Origin of the sequence: Enterobacter cloacae complex sp. 370H10 (assembly GCF_050031535.1) — a bacterium.
Taxonomy (GTDB): Bacteria; Pseudomonadota; Gammaproteobacteria; order Enterobacterales; family Enterobacteriaceae; genus Enterobacter; species Enterobacter intestinihominis.
Genome location: NZ_JBLGWG010000001.1, coordinates 1817643 through 1833491, shown reverse-complemented (window position 1 = coordinate 1833491; position 15849 = coordinate 1817643). Strand labels below are relative to the sequence as shown.

Sequence of the window (15849 nt, the reverse complement as noted above, 5' to 3'; positions counted from 1 at the left end):
AATTATCATGCAGCGCTTTTTTATTTTAGTTGCAGTGTGCTTATTAAGCGGTTGTTTAACTGCCCCGCCAAAAGAAGCCGCTAAACCCACCCTAATGCCCCGTGCCCAGAGCTATCGGGATCTGACGCATCTGCCCGGCCCTACCGGGAAGATATTCGTCTCGGTCTATAACATTCAGGATGAGACGGGCCAGTTCAAACCGTATCCGGCCAGTAACTTCTCCACGGCCGTACCGCAGAGCGCCACCGCGATGCTGGTTACCGCCCTGAAAGATTCGCGCTGGTTTATCCCGCTGGAACGCCAGGGGCTGCAAAACCTGCTTAACGAACGAAAAATCATTCGTGCTGCACAGGAGAATGGTACCGTTGGCGTCAATAACCGCATGCCGCTACAGTCTCTCACCGCAGCCAATATCATGGTGGAAGGCTCGATTATCGGCTACGAAAGTAACGTGAAATCGGGCGGCGCGGGTGCCCGTTACTTTGGTATCGGGGCCGACACGCAGTATCAGCTGGATCAGATTGCCGTCAACCTGCGCGTGGTTAACGTGAGCACGGGTGAAATTTTATCCTCCGTGACCACCAGCAAAACGATTCTCTCATATGAAGTGCAGGCGGGGGTATTCCGCTTTATCGACTACCAGCGTTTGCTGGAGGCTGAAATTGGCTATACCTCTAACGAGCCGGTCATGCTGTGTCTGATGTCGGCCATCGAAACCGGGGTGATTTTCCTGATTAATGACGGTATCGATCGCGGCTTGTGGGATCTTCAGAATAAAAGTGACGTGAGTAATGCGGTGCTGGTGAAATACCGTGAGATGTCGGTTCCGCCGGAGTCATGATTGGCGGCGTATAAAAAGGCGAGATTTTCGTCTCGCCTTTTTTTTATTTACCTACCACAGGAACGTTCTGGCTCTTCACGCGTCGGGCTGCAAGCCAGAGACCGCTGTTCTTCATAGCGTAGCCAAACAGTAATCCCAGCATGAGCGAAGGGACCACCAGCTTCCAGTCCCCCTGGCCTGCAAAGGTCGCGCAGGCACCCATGAACGTGCCGGGCACAAAGGACAACAGCAGATGTTTTGCCTGAACGCACATCAGGAAAGCCACAATACCGGTCATGAGGTACCCCAGGATTTCCACATGCGGCGCCAGCGCGCTGCCCTTCATAATGATCAGCGCCCAGACCACGCCACTCAGTAACGTGCTGCCTGAAATAAAGAGCCCTTTAAAACCACCCTGCGGACAGGCGAAATAGGCCGTGCAGCCAAGAAAACCGGCCCAGCTCAACAAACCGAGAGATACCGCCACCCAACCCCAGAGGCCGGAGAGGATGCCAGTCGTGATTGCAATACAAAGTAATATGTTCATGGTGCGCATCTTAGCAGATGCGCACCCTAGAAATGAGATCAGAAGCACGTTACGTGCAAGTTGAAATGTATCGTTGCAGGATTTTTGTGATTTAAATCACTCTTCACTCTCTTCTTCCAGCTCATCCCACATGGCAGCGATAGCGTCACGCGTCAGCGGAGCCAGCGTTCTCCAGAACGGAGAGGTGGCGTGGGCTTCAACTTTACCCAGGAAGGTTCCGACCCACGGCAGCAGATACGTTTCGAACAGGGTTTCAATCGCCTCATTCTCATCATCACCTGCTTTATCTTCATTCCATGAGGCCGCCAGCAACAGGGTACCGATATGATCGGCAGGCATATCCGTCAGCGGCATGCCGCGTTCTGAAAGAAACGCCCGAACTTCCGCTTCGGTCGCACCTTCCTGCCAGGCAGAACGATACGGCGACACGCGACACTCTTCCCCCACGAAAAGCGCGTTGTAATCCGTTGAAATCTGCTGCATATCGCAACTTTTTTGCAAACGTTCCAGCAACTCCTCCTGTTCCAGCGGCCAGCTCTGCGCCAGTTTACCTTCACGAATCAGGGTAAACAGCGGAACCAGCAGCGGATCCTGCGGCTGGCGGTAATATAAGGTGCCCAGCACGCGGCAAAGAATGGAAAACTCATTCATGTTTTTATTCCGTTATTAATTAAAGATCGGCAAATTCATCAATCGGCGCCATGCCGCGCGACTCAAGGAAGTCGAGCATACGACGCGGCGTGACGTTCAGGATCTGTTCTTCCGGGAAATTCACGTCCCGCAATATTTTCAGGCACTCGCTGAAATCACCCAGCGTGAAGGCCGTGTGTGAATCAGAGCCCAGCGCCACCATTCCGCCCGCGTCACGCACGGCCGCCGCAACGTCGCGGCAGTTGGCCTCACTGCCCTTACGCGAATGCACGAACGAGGAGTTGTTGATCTCCAGCGCCACGCGGTGCTTCGCTGCGGCCTGTGCCACGGCCTGAATATCGATCGGGTATTTCGGATTTCCCGGGTGGCTGATAATGTGCACATTGCCGCTGGCAATGGTGGCAATCATCGCCGCGGTGTTGGTCTCTTTATCCTGGGGCGTAAAGACCGGCTCGTGGAAGCCGGCGAGGATCAGATCTAACGAGGTCAGCATCGGGCCGGTGCAGTCAATTTCACCGTCGGTATTTTTGATGTTCGCTTCGATGCCTCGCAGTATCCCGATACCGTCAACCAGACGTGGCCAAATACGCATATTCACAAAATGCCAGTAGTGCGGCGCATCCGCCATATCCGGACCGTGATCGGTTATCGCAAACAGTTTGATGCCTTTCAGCTTCGCCTGAGCGATATAATCATGGAGGTTACTGTAAGCGTGGGTACTGGCGACGGTGTGCATATGCAGGTCAACGGGATACATCTTTCTCTCCTCTGCGGTTTTTCCAAAGGATAGCAGTTATCAGCGGCGAATATTAGCAAAAACCCGGCGAACGCCGGGTTTCTCTCAGTAGCCTCGCTGTCTGTCTACCTGTCCGGTCACCGCATTGCCCTTCTCTATTTCGCTGATGGTATGCGAGATATACGCCACGGCCTCCGCCGGTCGCGTCACGGCCGCAATATGGGGCGTCATCGCCACGCGCGGATGTGCCCAGAGCGGGCTGTCTGTCGGCAGCGGTTCGCGGCTATACACATCCAGCATTGCGCCTTTCAGTTTACCGCTATCCAGCGCTTTCAGCAGATCGTCTTCCACAACGTGTACCCCGCGCGCCAGGTTCATTAAGTAGCTATCTTCTGCCAACTGGTTGAGGAGCGTGCCATTGATAATGCCGACCGTTTCCGCCGTATTCGGCAGCAGGTTAATGAGAACGCGTGTCCCTTTCAGGAACGCCGGGAGTTCGTCCAATCCGGCAAAGCTCTCGACGCCCGGATAATCCTTACGGCTCCGGCTCCAGCAGCGCAGTGGGAAGCCCCACGGGGCGAGCGCTTCGGCGACTTTCGAACCCAGCACACCCGCCCCGAGGATGCCGATGGTGAAATCTTCACGCTGATAATCCGGGAGCGGTTCCCAGTGGGATTGCTGTTTAAACGCCTGATAATCGTCGAAGCGGCGGAACCAGTGCAGCACCTGGCTTACGGCGTATTCCTGCATCTGCTCCCCCATACCGGTATCTTCCAGACGAAACAGGGGAATATCTTCCGGCAGCATTTCAGGGTGTGCCTTCAGCTTACTGAGAATGGAATCCACCCCCGCACCAAGAGCAAACACCGCCTTCAAACGGCGTCCCTGTAGCATTTCGACCGGGGGATGCCAGACCAGCGCGTAGTCGGCATGTTCATTATCGCCCTGTTTCCATTCGCGAACGCGTGCGCCAGGCAGTGCCGCCGTGAGCGCCTTAATCCAATAAGCCGTATCAAAAGTGGGGTGATAGAAGATAATATCCATAGTCATTGCCTTTTAGTGCGCTGTTTTATTTTCATTTTCAACTGGCTTGTCAGCATAACAAATTTATCGCTAAACCGCGTTGCTGATAAAAGAGGCGCTTTTCGCACATTTCGAAATCAGGTTGCCTGAAGTTTGTCTAAACACGCTAAATTACTGAAAAAGTGGGTTGACGGCAGTACGGCTTTTCCTTACATTAGCGCCCGTCCCGACAACAACGGGATGACAATATGGTGAGGTGTCCGAGTGGCTGAAGGAGCACGCCTGGAAAGTGTGTATACGGCAACGTATCGGGGGTTCGAATCCCCCCCTCACCGCCATATTCAAGACGAGAGCTCGTACGAAAGTACGGGCTTTTTTCTTATATATTCTCCGCAAGGGGGGGATGAGAACCCCCGACCGGGGTTCGACAACTGGCGCAGCCAGTTGGACAGACTGTGAGCGTAGCGAACAGGCTGCCCGCAGGGCGAGCGAAGCGAGTCAATCCCCCCCTCACCCTAACCCTCTCCCCGGAGGGGAGAGGGGATAGTTAGGTGCTCGCATTCAGTTGTCCCCTGGAAACGTTACTCCTCCACCATCCGGGCATATTCTTCGGTTAGAAAATCCACCAGCGTCCTGACCGATGGCAGCAGGCCGCGCCGGGAAGGATATACTGCGTGAATCACTTCCCGTCTTGGCTCCCACGCGTTCAGCACCCGAACAAGCTCACCTGAAGCCAGCTGATCCTTCACCATCAAAATGGGCAACTGTACCACGCCCACGCCCGCCATCGCTGCCTCCCGCAGCGCCAGCATATCGGTAGTCACCAGGCGCGGCGTGAAGTGAATGTCTGCTTTCGCCCCCTCCGGCCCGCTCAGCTCCCACTTATGCAGGTGTTTACCAGCGCCCATACTTAAACCCGGCCATTCGCTGAGCTCAGAAGGCATCGCCGGGTTGCCCATCCGTTCAATCAGTGTCGGCCCGGCAACCAGACAGTGACCCCTGTCCGCCAGCACCCTTAATACCAAATCGCTGTCATCAAACGGGCGCGGACGAACGCGGATCGCCACATCCACCCCCTCCCCCACCAGATCGACCCGGCGGTTGGTGGCTTCAAGCTGGAGGTTAATTCCCGGATAGCGCGCCATAAACCTCGCCAGCATGGGCCCCACGTGAACGTGCAGTAGGGTTACGGGGCAAGTGATCCTGACCATACCGCGCGGCTCAGCCTGTAAAGCAGCCACCGCCTCCTCCGCAGCTTCAGCCTCCACCAGCATGGCTTTACAGTGCTGAAAGAACGTCTGCCCCACTTCAGTCACCGCAAACTGCCGCGTAGTACGTTGTATCAACCGAACACCCAGGCGTTCTTCCAGCTGCGCAATCCGACGGCTCAGTTTCGACTTTGGCTGATCGAGCGCCCGCCCCGCTGCCGCAAAGCCGCCATGCTCCACCACCTTCACAAACCATACGAAATCATTGAGATCCTGCATACGCCCCCATTGTTCCATTTAAGGAACAGTGAATGTCATTTTTGCTATCTACCGGGATATTAACCCTGAATATAAGCTATTTACATCAACAGGACATCAGGAGTTAATCATGAAAAACGTAACAGGCGTGTATACCGCACCTCGTCCGCACTGGGTCGGTGATGGTTTTCCGGTTCGTTCGATGTTTTCTTACCAGACGCACGGCGAACCGCTGAGCCCGTTCCTGCTGCTTGACTACGCCGGACCACATACCTTCCCGGCGGATGGCGCAAAACGCGGCGTGGGCGAGCATCCTCATCGCGGTTTTGAAACGGTGACCATCGTCTACTCAGGCGAAGTTGAGCACCGTGATTCCACCGGCAGAGGCGGCGTTATTGGTCCAGGCGATGTGCAGTGGATGACGGCAGGCGCAGGCATTTTGCACGAGGAGTTCCACTCCAGCGCGTTCTCGCAGAAAGGCGGTGAACTGAAAATGATGCAGCTGTGGGTCAACCTGCCCGCCAAAGACAAAATGGCGACGCCTGGCTACCAGAGCATCATTCAGGCGGATATCCCGGTGGTCACCCTGCCGGATAACAGCGGAACAATGCGCGTGATTGCTGGCCGCTTTGGAGAGGTAACCGGCCCGGCGCATACCTTCTCACCGCTTAACGTATGGGAGCTCGCGCTGCACCAGGGCAGCCACCTGACGCTCAATCAGCCCGAAGGCTGGAGCACGGCGCTGGTTGTTGTTGAGGGCAGCGTGACGGTGAACGGCACCACGCCTGCGGGTGAGGCGCAGCTGGTCGTGCTGAGTCAGAGCGGCGACAAGCTGCATCTCGAAGCCAGCAGCGATGCCAAAGTGTTGCTGATGGCCGGGGAGCCACTGAATGAACCCATCGTGGGCTATGGCCCGTTTGTGATGAACAGTAAAACCGAAATCGCCGAAGCTATTCGCGATTTCAACTCCGGCCGCTTTGGCCAAATCTAAACGTAATAAAGGAGCGCATTATGTCTACCCCTGCAAACTTCAACGGTGCACGTCCCGTTATTGACGTCAATGATGCCGTTATGCTGCTTATCGATCACCAGAGCGGATTGTTCCAGACTGTTGGAGACATGCCAATGCCTGAGCTGCGCGCTCGTGCAGCAGCGCTGGCAAAGATCGCCTCGCTGGCGAAGATCCCGGTGATCACCACGGCGTCGGTTCCACAGGGACCGAACGGCCCGCTTATCCCGGAGATCCACGCCAATGCGCCGCACGCACAGTATGTGGCACGCAAGGGTGAGATCAACGCCTGGGATAATCCGGAGTTCGTGGCGGCGGTGAAAGCCACCGGACGCAAAACGCTGATTATCGCGGGGACGATTACCAGCGTTTGCATGGCCTTCCCGTCCATCAGCGCGGTGGCGGACGGATATAAAGTGTTTGCGGTGATTGATGCCTCCGGCACCTACAGCAAAATGGCGCAAGAGATCACCCTGGCGCGCGTGGTGCAGGCAGGCGTGGTACCGATGGACACAGCGGCAGTGGCCTCAGAGATCCAGCGCACGTGGAACCGTGAAGATGCGGGAGAATGGGCAGAGGTGTACACACACATCTTCCCTGCCTACCAGCTGCTGATCGAAAGTTACAGCAAAGCGCAGGACGTCGTGAAAAACAGCGAAGTGCTCGATTCGCAGCGTTGATCCTGCGCGGTGCGCCATAAGCTGATTAAGGCTTAACCGAACAGGCACGAATGGAGAAAATCTGCTTGACCGCTTTCGCGCAACTCCCTATAGTAGCGCCCCGTTGCCCCCCAAGCGGTCAGGCAGCAAAACAATATGGTGAGGTGTCCGAGTGGCTGAAGGAGCACGCCTGGAAAGTGTGTATACGGCAACGTATCGGGGGTTCGAATCCCCCCCTCACCGCCATATTTTAAGAAGAGCTCGCATGAAAATGCGGGCTTTTTTTTCGCATGTTGCACGTCTGCGGGGGGATGAGAACCCCCGACCGGGGTTCGACAACTGGCGCAGCCAGTTGGACAGACTGAGAGCGAAGCGAGTCAATCCCCGCCGGTGCGGGTGATACCGCCTCACCCATAAAAAAAGCCCGCGCATAAGCACGGGCCCGTTTTAAACTATTCCTCAGTTATTCAACTTCCCCGCCGGCTGCTTTCCTTCAGGAGAAGAAACCTGCCCCGGCAATCCCCCCTCTTCATCTCTGCGCTCCCCCAGCCAGTAATCCGCATTTTTAATCCCAAGCCGAACCGGATCAAACTGTGGATCAATTCCCTGCGCATTCTGGGTTTCATAATCCTTCAGGCTGGCAAAGGCTTTTTTATGCAAGAGGACAATGGCAATAATGTTGAGCCAGGCCATCAGCCCTACCCCGATATCCCCTAATCCCCATGCCAGATCCGCGGTGCGGATTGTGCCATATACCGTGGAAGCCATCAGACATAATTTAAGCAGGAATGTCAGCCACGGACGGTGAATTTTACGGTTGATGTAGGCGATATTGGTTTCAGCGATATAGTAATAGGCAATGATGGTGGTGAAGGCAAAGAAGAATAGCGCGATGGCGACAAAGTAATTACCAAAGCCCGGCATCATACTTTCCATCGCTGTCTGCACATAGCCAGGACCCGCCGCCACGCCTGCAATACCGGTATAAAGGGCTGCGCCGTCGACGCCCTGAACATTATAAAGCCCGGTGATCAACAGCATAAACCCGGTCGCGGAGCAGACAAACAGCGTGTCGATATATACGGAGAACGCCTGAACCAGCCCTTGTTTCACCGGATGACTTACGGCTGCTGCCGAGGAGGCATGTGGCCCGGTGCCCTGCGCCGCCTCGTTGGAATAGACACCGCGTTTAACGCCCCACATGATAGCCTGGCCCAGAATAGCGCCAAATCCCGCTTCAAGGCCAAAAGCACTTTTCCAGATCAGCAGGATAACAGCAGGCAGTTTTTCAATATTGATCGCGATAATAACGCAGGCAACAATAATATAGCCGAGCGCCATAAACGGAACGACCATACTGCTAAAGCTGGCGATCCTTTTTACACCACCGAAAATAATGAAGCTTAACAGTACAGCCAGTATTGCCGCCGTAACGTTTGGGTTAAGACCGAAGGCAATATCCAGGCTGGCGGCAATTGAGTTTGCCTGTACGCCCGGAAGTAATAAACCGCAGGAGAAAATGGTCACAATAGCAAATAACCATGCGTACCACTTCACCCCCAACCCTTTTTCAATATAAAAGGCAGGTCCCCCACGATATTCGCCGTTAATTTTTTCTTTATAAACCTGACCTAACGTGGATTCAACAAAAGCAGAGCTGGCGCCTAAAAATGCCACTACCCACATCCAGAAAAGCGCACCGGGGCCACCAAAGGTAATGGCGGTCGCCACACCGGCGATATTCCCTGTCCCTACGCGGCCCGCCAGCGTCATCGTCAACGCCTGAAACGATGATACGCCGGCATCGGTAGCCCCGCCCTGAAACATCAGGGTAATCATATGTTTTATATGACGTAATTGTAGAAAACGACTACGCAGTGAGAAATAGAGACCGACACCCAGACATAAAAATATTAACGCAGGGCTCCAGATAACACCGTTAATTGCACTAACCAGTTCGTTCATGTATGACCCTCAGCGTGATGTTCCAGAGGAAACGATCCCCTGGTGTGTTTCTTCTTAGAATTTAATTTGAACAAGTACGAAACATAGATAATTACCCAAAAGACACCAACTTAATTTTTACTGCTTAGTCATGTTCTGTGACAACATTCACGTTTAATTTTCACCTAACAATTAGCGCGATCATTATATTCACAGGTATTTTGTGGGTATTGTAAATACATATCACATTTTTTCTAACTGTATAAAAAGCGTTCGCAGCAAATTAACAGTAATATTATTATTACCGCAAAACGGTGCGTAAATGCCGTTGAATGCTATAGGAAATAAATATGATTTAAAAAAAGCCATGCGAACAGAGGGAATAAAAGAAGCTTCCCGGCATGACGCCGGGAAGAAATGACTTAAAATGTGAAATGATCTTAGTCGGAGTACACTTCCAGCGTTCGTTGACACAGCGCTGAGCGGACGCAGTCCTCTTTTGTGAAGCGGACCACCCCTATCATCTCATCTTCCTCAAAACGTGACATGGCATCGCTCAGGCCAGACTTCACGCCCGACGGCAGGTCACACTGGGTAATATCGCCGTTGACGATAACCGTCACGTTCTCCCCGAGGCGCGTTAAAAACATCTTCATTTGCGCAGCGGTCACGTTCTGAGCCTCGTCAAGAATAACGACCGCATTTTCAAATGTACGTCCGCGCATATAGGCGAACGGCGCGATTTCCACCTTGCCAATCTCTGGTCGCAGGCAGTACTGCATAAAGGAAGCGCCCAACCGCTTCACCAGCACGTCATAGACGGGCCTGAAGTACGGGGCAAACTTCTCAGAAATATCGCCAGGCAGGAAGCCCAGATCTTCATCCGCTTGCAGTACCGGACGGGTAACGATGATCCTTTCCACGTCCTTATGAATCAGCGCCTCCGCCGCTTTGGCGGCACTGATCCAGGTTTTCCCGCATCCGGCTTCCCCGGTTGCAAAGATGAGCTGTTTACTCTCGATAGCATTCAGGTAGTGCGCCTGAGCTTCATTCCGCGCCACTATTGGCGATGCATCGCGGCTGTCCCGCGCCATGCCAATGGATTCTACGCCGCTCATCTGCACAAGCGAGGTGACCGATTCTTCTTCACGCTGTTTATGGCTACGTGAATCCCGTCTCAGCACACGTTTTGCTTCGCGACGAGCTTTGATCACTGCTTTCTGTCTTCCCATGGATAGCACCTTGAGTTGTTGGTATTCATCACACGCGCCAGCATCGGCACGATTATGCGCACGAACATCAGAGGGTTGGCTTCCTTGTAAGCCATTGCTTGCATTACCGAATGACGATACAGAACGGCTACGCGCACCGTTATGCACGTCGGTAGAAATCGTATTTAGAGGTGGAGGGGAGAATTTTGTGGTGAGGAAATCGCTGCCGGAGTCTGAGCCTCCGCGCCGGGTGCTGCGGTTGATGTGTTTACCTTGTCCAGTACAGGACGCAACCATTCGCGATCTCCATAGTGAGTCAATATCACTGCCGGGAACTACCGCTGTCTTATCTTAAGTACATCAGGAATTATCATAAATGCAACATTTATTTTACCTAGATGCAACCTTTAAGACTGCTCCTGCAGCGGAATCAGTCTCATATATGAATATTACAGAAATATAACAACAAGATAGTGATATGGAAAAATAATGTCCCCGCGAACTGTCGCAGGGACGATTATCAGGCTTCTATCAGACCCTGAGCGAGCCAGGTCTTCGCGTCACGCGCGCCGGGCAGGGCAAAGAAATAGCCGCCGCCGATGGGCTTGATGTACTCCTCCAGCGCTTCGCCGTTGAGCCGCTTCTGCACGGTGAGGAACCCTTTCTCCAGATCGTGCTGATAGCAGACAAACAGCAGTCCCATATCAAGCTGACCGGAATTGGTCACCCCCAACGAGTAGCTGTAGCCCCTGCGCATCATCAGGCTGGACTGGGTCTCTTTGGTGCGAGGATTGGCGAGACGAATATGGCTGTCCAGCGCGATAACATCTCCGTTCGGATCGCGGGCGTAGTCGGGTTCATCGTGCTCGTGCTTCATGCCGAGCGGTGCGCCGGTTTGCTTATCGCGGCCGAAGATCGTCTGCTGCTCTTTCAGCGGCGTGCGGTCCCAGAACTCCACGTGGAACTGAATGATACGCACCGCCTGATAGCTGCCACCCACCGCCCAGGCCGGTTCGCCCTGATCCTCCGTCACCCAGACCACGTTTTTCATCAACACGGTATTGCTGCTGTCCGGGTTGGCGGTACCGTCTTTGAAGCCCAGCAGGTTGACCGGCGTCTCTTTCCCTTTACTGCGCGCGGCGTGGTCAGAGATAAAACCTTCCCGCTTCCAGCGCACGCTGAGCAGATCCGGGGTGTGCTTGATGATATCGCGCAGGGCGTGGATCACCGTATCCTGGGTATTGGCGCAGATCTGCAACAGCAGATCGCCGTGGCACAGCGCCGCGTCGAGAGAGTCATTCGGGAATCGCGTCATTTTTTGCAGCGCTTTCGGCTTCTGCTTCGCCAGACCGTAGCGATCATCAAACAGCGATTCCCCCACCGACACGGTGATGGTCAGATTATCGGGAGCGATAAACGCCCCGAGGATCCCGGAATCCATCGGCGGCAGGCGCGGATTCGGTGTTTCCGGTGCCGGACCGCCCGCCGTAAGGAAGGCAATGCGCGTGGTCAACAGCCTGAACAGACGCTCAAGGTCAGCCTTATCACTCGCCAGCGAATCGAAAGCCACCAGCATCATCGAGGCCTGCTGCGGCGTCAGGATTCCTGCCTGGTGCTCACCATAAAATGGCTGCGTTTCCATACGCGCATCCGGGGAGAGCGTGCCGGGGGCACTTTGCGGTTTTGCCGCATGCGCCACCGGACAGCCGCCCGCCAGGGCAAACGCGCCGCCCAGCGCCCCTACCCCTTTTAACAACCGACGTCGGGAAGGTTCCGCCACGTCGTACTCATCATGCTTGTTCATCGCTTAGTCCAGACCCAGAACGCCACGCAGCAGGGAGAGATCTTCCGCCAGCGTCGTAATCGGGCCTTTCAGCGCGTTACGGTCAGCATCGGTCAGCTTGTCGTAGGTTTCGAACCCGTCTTTGGTACGGTATTTCGCCAGGATGGCGTCAACTTTCTTAAAGTTGGCATCCACTTTCGCCAGCAGTTCGCCGTTCTCTTTTTGCAGCTGGGACCGCAGCAGATCGACAATTTTCTGTGCGCCGTCGACGTTTGCCTGGAAGTCCCACAGGTCGGTGTGGCTGTAGCGATCTTCTTCGCCGCTGATTTTGCTCGCGGCCACTTCTTCAATCAGACCCGCAGCACCACCCACCACTTTCGACGGCGGGAAGGCCAGCTCGCTGATGCGTTTTTGCAGCTCCAGCACGTCGCTGTTGAGCTGATCGGCGTATTTCTCCATCCCTTTGGTGGAGCTATCGCCAAACAGGGCTTTTTCCAGGCGGTGGAAGCCGGTGAATTTCGGATCGGCGGCCTTCTGCTCGTAGTCATCTTCGCGGGCGTCAATGCTGCCATCGAGGTCAGAGAACAGCTCGGCAATCGGCTCGATGCGCTCGTAGTGCTGACGTGTAGGCGCATACAGGGATTTCGCTTTTTCGATATCGCCCGCTTTCACCGCGTCGGTAAAGGCTTTGGTGCCTACCACCAGGTCAGCCGTCTCTTTGGTGACGTAGGCTTTATAGGCGGTAATGGCGTCGCCGAGGCTCAGCAGCGCGGTGCCTTTGGCCGCGTCCGCCGTCGCTGCGCCTTTGACGATCAGCTTACCTTTCGGGTTAGTCAGCAGGCCGCAGGTCATGTCATATTCCCCCGGCTGAAGATTAGCGGTCATTTTCTGGCTGAAGCCAGGCGCGATATTTTCACGCTCTTCTACCACCATCACGCCTTTCAGGATCTCCCACTCCAGCGCCTTCTGGCTGTGGTTCTGAATAATAAACTGGGTTTTACCGCTGTTAACCGTGATGGTCATCGGCTCGCACTGTTTATCGTTGACGGTGACTTTTACCTGCGGAATATCTGCTGCCTGAGCGGCGAAGGCAGACGCGAACAGCGCTGCCACACCAACCTGTAACGCGCTACGACGGAATTGAATAGCCATGTCTCTTCCCTTTAAAGTATGTTGTAACTAAACAAAGCGCTTCACGGCGCAGTACGCGACGGCTGAGCGCTGGGGCGCGATGGCATGAAGAACAGCACCAGCGCCGGAATAAGATAGATAAAGTACATCGCCACCTCGCTGACGCTCGGCGTTTCCTGATAACCGAAGATACCTTCAAGGAGCGTGCCGGTCAGTGAGTGGGTGGAGAGAACGTTACTAAGATCAAACGCCACGTTCTGGAAGTGGTTCCACAGGCCCGCTTCATGGAAGGCGCGGATCGCCCCTGCCGCCAGCCCCGCGGCCACCAGCAAAATAAACAGGCTGGTCCACTTGAAGAACGCGCCCAGGTTAAGACGAATTCCGCCCCAGTAGAGCAGGAAGCCAAGCACAACCGCCGTGGCCAGCCCAAGCATCGCGCCCAGCGGCGGCCAGATGCCCACGTCCTGCTGAAAAGCCGCGAGCAGGAAGAACACTGACTCCAGGCCTTCACGCGCCACGGCGAAAAAAACCATCATGATCAGCGCCCAGCCGTGTTGGTTGCCTTTTTGCAGGGCGTTATCCACCGCCTGCTCCAGCTGTACCTTCACGTTACGGGAGACCTTGCGCATCCAGAACACCATCCAGGTGAGGATCACCACCGCTATTACGGCAACAATGCCTTCAAAAAGCTCTTGCTCTTTCTGAGGAAATTCACCGGTGGTTTCGTTGATAAGAATACCCAGCCCCAGGCAGAGCGCCGCGGCCAGGAAGACGCCAACCCACATCACGCCGATCCAGCGTCCACGCTGGGTGCGCTTCAGATAACTGGCGATAAGGCTAACAATCAGGGCCGCTTCAAGGCCTTCACGTAACATAATGAGAAAAGGAACAAACATGCAGACACCTTAAATGTTTATCGCGGTCAACTGATGCAAAGAAAGGTAAATTCTTGTGATAGTGATTATCATTACGGCTACAAGAAAAACAAGCGAAATATGTGGAGTTTTGATGACCAGATGTAAACGCATTGCGGAATAATAATTGCCTGAGTAACCGTTGCGTTTATAAGGTATAACGAAAATGCCCATTTACGGTTAACCGGGGCTGTGGCTAAATGTCCGCCTCGAAAACCAACTGAAAATAAACCATGTTTAAAATTGTCCATTTCCTGCTGGCGCTGGTGATTATTCTTGCGCTTGCCTGGCTGGTGAGTTTCGACCGCCGAAAAATTCGCATTCGTTTCGTTTTACAGCTGATCGTGATTGAAATCGCGCTGGCATTCTTTTTTCTGCATGCAGAAAGCGGCCTGTTCATTATTAAACATGTCTCCGGTTTCTTTGAGTCACTGCTTAAATTCGCTGCCGAAGGGACGAATTTTGTCTTTGGCGGGATGGGTGAAAAAGGGCTGGCGTTCATTTTCCTTGGCGTGCTCTGCCCCATTATTTTTATCTCGGCGCTGATTGGTATTCTGCAGCACTGGCGTATTCTGCCGATCTTTATTCGGGTTATCGGGACGCTGCTGTCAAAACTGAACGGCATGGGCAAGCTGGAATCCTTTAACGCGGTGAGCTCACTGATACTCGGTCAGTCTGAAAACTTCATTGCCTACAAGGGCGTGTTGGGCGATCTCTCCTCACGCCGCCTGTTTACGATGGCTGCAACGGCGATGTCGACGGTTTCGCTGTCGATTGTCGGTGCCTATATGACCATGCTCGACGCCAGATTTGTCGTCGCGGCACTGATCCTGAACATGTTCAGCACCTTTATTATCCTTTCGGTCATTAACCCGGCCCGCCCGGAAGCCGAACCCGATATCAAACTGGAAAAGCTGCATGAATCCCAGAGCTTCTTTGAAATGCTGGGCGAATATATTCTGGCCGGTTTTAAGGTGGCGATGATTATTCTGGCGATGCTGATTGGCTTTATCGCCCTTATTAGCGCCGTTAATGCCCTCTTCGCCAGCGTATTTGGCCTGAGCTTCCAGCAGATTCTGGGTTACGTGTTTTATCCGCTGGCGTGGCTTATTGGTATTCCGCTGAGCGATGCCTTAAGCGCGGGCAGTATTATGGCAACCAAACTGGTGGCGAATGAATTTGTGGCGATGATCGAGCTGCAAAAAATAGCCCACCAAATGTCACCGCGCGGACTGGGGATTTTGTCAGTGTTCCTGGTGTCGTTCGCTAACTTTGCCTCCATTGGTATTGTGGCGGGGGCAATAAAAGGCCTGAACGAGCAACAGGGTAACGTGGTGTCGCGGTTTGGTCTGCGCCTGGTATACGGTGCGACGCTGGTGAGCCTGCTGTCGGCGAGCTTTGCGGGGTTGGTGCTCTGATGCAATGCCGGGTGGCGCTTCGCTTACCCGGCCTACAAAACAACAACGGCGGGAATTCCCGCCGTTCTCATTAAAACTGCACGCACACCGGCTGGTCGACCCGCATCACCGATTCCTGCGCGAAACGAGACTTATAGATCCCGCGCAACGCTTCGATGTTCTTCTCGCTCTGCGCGTCTTTACCATGGATGAGCATTAACGCTTTGCTGGGTTCACGCGCCACTTTTCCGTCGTTCCCCAGCCACTGCCCGCGGGCATCAACCACCGTTAAGCCATCGCGAAAACGCGGCGTCACGTCCTGGTCGACAAACTGCTGCCACTCGCTGCCGGTAATCTGCGCCCCTGCCGGGCGATTCAAGCCAAAATAGAGCGTAGTCTGCTGCATCTGGTTATCCGCTTTGCAAGTCTCCACCGCCGCATGCTGCGTGGGAGCGTTACACCCCGCCAGCAGCAGTAATGCTGACATCATCAACCCTGTTTTAATCATCATTCTCATCTCGAACGGGTGAACGGTCTGTCCCCTCTCCCCTTTGGGGA

Annotated in this window: 15 protein-coding genes, 2 tRNA genes and 1 other RNA gene; 7 read left to right on the top strand and 11 right to left on the bottom strand. The window is 54.4% G+C overall.

Translation table 11 applies throughout. From position 1 onward, the window contains the following. Positions 1 to 7 precede the first annotated feature (7 nt). A complete protein-coding gene (gene csgG / locus ACQG2Q_RS08940; RefSeq protein ID WP_023299773.1) occupies positions 8 to 841 on the top strand; it encodes a curli production assembly/transport protein CsgG in 834 nt (277 codons plus the stop codon). 43 nt (positions 842 to 884) lie between these two features. Here csgG and ACQG2Q_RS08935 read toward each other — a convergent pair whose 3' ends face one another. The 4 genes from ACQG2Q_RS08935 to ghrA form a co-directional block, all read right to left on the bottom strand. Beyond that, the gene (locus ACQG2Q_RS08935; protein WP_074169601.1) at positions 885 to 1367 is read right to left on the bottom strand and encodes a DUF1097 domain-containing protein; all 483 of its coding nucleotides are present in this window, start codon (positions 1365 to 1367) and stop codon (positions 885 to 887) included. A gap of 96 nt (positions 1368 to 1463) precedes the next feature. Next, positions 1464 to 2018, bottom strand: a complete 555-nt coding sequence (locus tag ACQG2Q_RS08930) for a TorD/DmsD family molecular chaperone (RefSeq protein WP_096217029.1) — start codon at positions 2016 to 2018, stop codon at positions 1464 to 1466. 19 nt (positions 2019 to 2037) lie between these two features. Next, complete coding sequence (locus ACQG2Q_RS08925; protein ID WP_063849343.1) at positions 2038 to 2775, bottom strand: phosphatase; 738 nt, start codon at positions 2773 to 2775, stop codon at positions 2038 to 2040. 84 nt (positions 2776 to 2859) lie between these two features. Continuing rightward, on the bottom strand, positions 2860 to 3798 hold the full coding sequence (gene ghrA, locus ACQG2Q_RS08920) for a glyoxylate/hydroxypyruvate reductase GhrA (protein WP_063150436.1): 939 nt from the start codon (positions 3796 to 3798) through the stop codon (positions 2860 to 2862). A gap of 229 nt (positions 3799 to 4027) precedes the next feature. Here ghrA and ACQG2Q_RS08915 point away from each other — a divergent pair. Together ACQG2Q_RS08915 and ACQG2Q_RS08910 are read left to right on the top strand one after the other, a co-directional pair. Next, a tRNA-Ser gene (locus ACQG2Q_RS08915) sits at positions 4028 to 4115 on the top strand. A gap of 44 nt (positions 4116 to 4159) precedes the next feature. Next, positions 4160 to 4296, top strand: a non-coding RNA gene (locus ACQG2Q_RS08910) — RtT sRNA. 62 nt (positions 4297 to 4358) lie between these two features. Here the strand turns inward: ACQG2Q_RS08910 and ACQG2Q_RS08905 are convergent. Continuing rightward, positions 4359 to 5264, bottom strand: coding sequence for a LysR family transcriptional regulator (locus tag ACQG2Q_RS08905; RefSeq protein WP_058646886.1), 906 nt, complete (start codon positions 5262 to 5264; stop codon positions 4359 to 4361). A gap of 109 nt (positions 5265 to 5373) precedes the next feature. On the opposite strand from ACQG2Q_RS08905, the gene ACQG2Q_RS08900 reads away from it, so the two are divergent. The 3 genes from ACQG2Q_RS08900 (at position 5374) to ACQG2Q_RS08890 (ending at position 7157) form a co-directional block, all read left to right on the top strand. Continuing rightward, on the top strand, positions 5374 to 6234 hold the full coding sequence (locus tag ACQG2Q_RS08900) for a pirin family protein (RefSeq protein ID WP_096216949.1): 861 nt from the start codon (positions 5374 to 5376) through the stop codon (positions 6232 to 6234). Positions 6235 to 6254: 20 nt separating this feature from the next. Further along, a complete protein-coding gene (locus ACQG2Q_RS08895; protein ID WP_003858068.1) occupies positions 6255 to 6932 on the top strand; it encodes an isochorismatase family protein in 678 nt (225 codons plus the stop codon). Positions 6933 to 7069: 137 nt separating this feature from the next. Next, positions 7070 to 7157 (top strand) — tRNA-Ser (locus ACQG2Q_RS08890). A 213-nt stretch (positions 7158 to 7370) separates the two neighbouring features. On the opposite strand, the gene ACQG2Q_RS08885 is transcribed toward ACQG2Q_RS08890, so the two are convergent. The 5 genes from ACQG2Q_RS08885 to efeU all read right to left on the bottom strand — a co-directional run bounded on the left by ACQG2Q_RS08885 (position 7371) and on the right by efeU (position 13876). Beyond that, positions 7371 to 8876 (bottom strand): alanine/glycine:cation symporter family protein, encoded by a 1506-nt coding sequence (locus tag ACQG2Q_RS08885; protein WP_022647693.1) that lies wholly within the window; start codon positions 8874 to 8876, stop codon positions 7371 to 7373. A 419-nt stretch (positions 8877 to 9295) separates the two neighbouring features. Beyond that, on the bottom strand, positions 9296 to 10087 hold the full coding sequence (gene phoH / locus ACQG2Q_RS08880; protein ID WP_017384762.1) for a phosphate starvation-inducible protein PhoH: 792 nt from the start codon (positions 10085 to 10087) through the stop codon (positions 9296 to 9298). Between the two features lie 499 nt (positions 10088 to 10586). After that, positions 10587 to 11870: an iron uptake transporter deferrochelatase/peroxidase subunit gene (gene efeB / locus ACQG2Q_RS08875; protein ID WP_022647691.1), complete on the bottom strand. Its 1284-nt coding sequence runs from the start codon at positions 11868 to 11870 to the stop codon at positions 10587 to 10589. Between the two features lie 3 nt (positions 11871 to 11873). Continuing rightward, entirely contained in the window at positions 11874 to 13001 is a 1128-nt protein-coding gene (efeO, locus tag ACQG2Q_RS08870; RefSeq protein WP_063849346.1) for an iron uptake system protein EfeO, read from the bottom strand. A 41-nt stretch (positions 13002 to 13042) separates the two neighbouring features. After that, on the bottom strand, positions 13043 to 13876 hold the full coding sequence (gene efeU / locus ACQG2Q_RS08865; protein ID WP_063849347.1) for an iron uptake transporter permease EfeU: 834 nt from the start codon (positions 13874 to 13876) through the stop codon (positions 13043 to 13045). A gap of 251 nt (positions 13877 to 14127) precedes the next feature. On the opposite strand from efeU, the gene ACQG2Q_RS08860 reads away from it, so the two are divergent. Further along, on the top strand, positions 14128 to 15312 hold the full coding sequence (locus ACQG2Q_RS08860; RefSeq protein ID WP_063163652.1) for a NupC/NupG family nucleoside CNT transporter: 1185 nt from the start codon (positions 14128 to 14130) through the stop codon (positions 15310 to 15312). Positions 15313 to 15382: 70 nt separating this feature from the next. Here the strand turns inward: ACQG2Q_RS08860 and ACQG2Q_RS08855 are convergent, their stop codons facing one another. Next, entirely contained in the window at positions 15383 to 15802 is a 420-nt protein-coding gene (locus tag ACQG2Q_RS08855; protein ID WP_063849348.1) for a DUF3574 domain-containing protein, read from the bottom strand. Positions 15803 to 15849 lie beyond the last annotated feature (47 nt).

Bases quoted from the DNA above. Each gene is read 5' to 3' on its own strand.
- csgG (WP_023299773.1), top strand. From the start codon at position 8: ATGCAGCGCTTTTTTATTTTAGTTGCAGTGTGCTTATTAAGCGGTTGT.
- ACQG2Q_RS08935 (WP_074169601.1), bottom strand. From the start codon at position 1,367: ATGAACATATTACTTTGTATTGCAATCACGACTGGCATCCTCTCCGGC.
- ACQG2Q_RS08930 (WP_096217029.1), bottom strand. From the start codon at position 2,018: ATGAATGAGTTTTCCATTCTTTGCCGCGTGCTGGGCACCTTATATTAC.
- ACQG2Q_RS08925 (WP_063849343.1), bottom strand. From the start codon at position 2,775: ATGTATCCCGTTGACCTGCATATGCACACCGTCGCCAGTACCCACGCT.
- ghrA (WP_063150436.1), bottom strand. From the start codon at position 3,798: ATGGATATTATCTTCTATCACCCCACTTTTGATACGGCTTATTGGATT.
- ACQG2Q_RS08905 (WP_058646886.1), bottom strand. From the start codon at position 5,264: ATGCAGGATCTCAATGATTTCGTATGGTTTGTGAAGGTGGTGGAGCAT.
- ACQG2Q_RS08900 (WP_096216949.1), top strand. From the start codon at position 5,374: ATGAAAAACGTAACAGGCGTGTATACCGCACCTCGTCCGCACTGGGTC.
- ACQG2Q_RS08895 (WP_003858068.1), top strand. From the start codon at position 6,255: ATGTCTACCCCTGCAAACTTCAACGGTGCACGTCCCGTTATTGACGTC.
- ACQG2Q_RS08885 (WP_022647693.1), bottom strand. From the start codon at position 8,876: ATGAACGAACTGGTTAGTGCAATTAACGGTGTTATCTGGAGCCCTGCG.
- phoH (WP_017384762.1), bottom strand. From the start codon at position 10,087: ATGGGAAGACAGAAAGCAGTGATCAAAGCTCGTCGCGAAGCAAAACGT.
- efeB (WP_022647691.1), bottom strand. From the start codon at position 11,870: ATGAACAAGCATGATGAGTACGACGTGGCGGAACCTTCCCGACGTCGG.
- efeO (WP_063849346.1), bottom strand. From the start codon at position 13,001: ATGGCTATTCAATTCCGTCGTAGCGCGTTACAGGTTGGTGTGGCAGCG.
- efeU (WP_063849347.1), bottom strand. From the start codon at position 13,876: ATGTTTGTTCCTTTTCTCATTATGTTACGTGAAGGCCTTGAAGCGGCC.
- ACQG2Q_RS08860 (WP_063163652.1), top strand. From the start codon at position 14,128: ATGTTTAAAATTGTCCATTTCCTGCTGGCGCTGGTGATTATTCTTGCG.
- ACQG2Q_RS08855 (WP_063849348.1), bottom strand. From the start codon at position 15,802: ATGATGATTAAAACAGGGTTGATGATGTCAGCATTACTGCTGCTGGCG.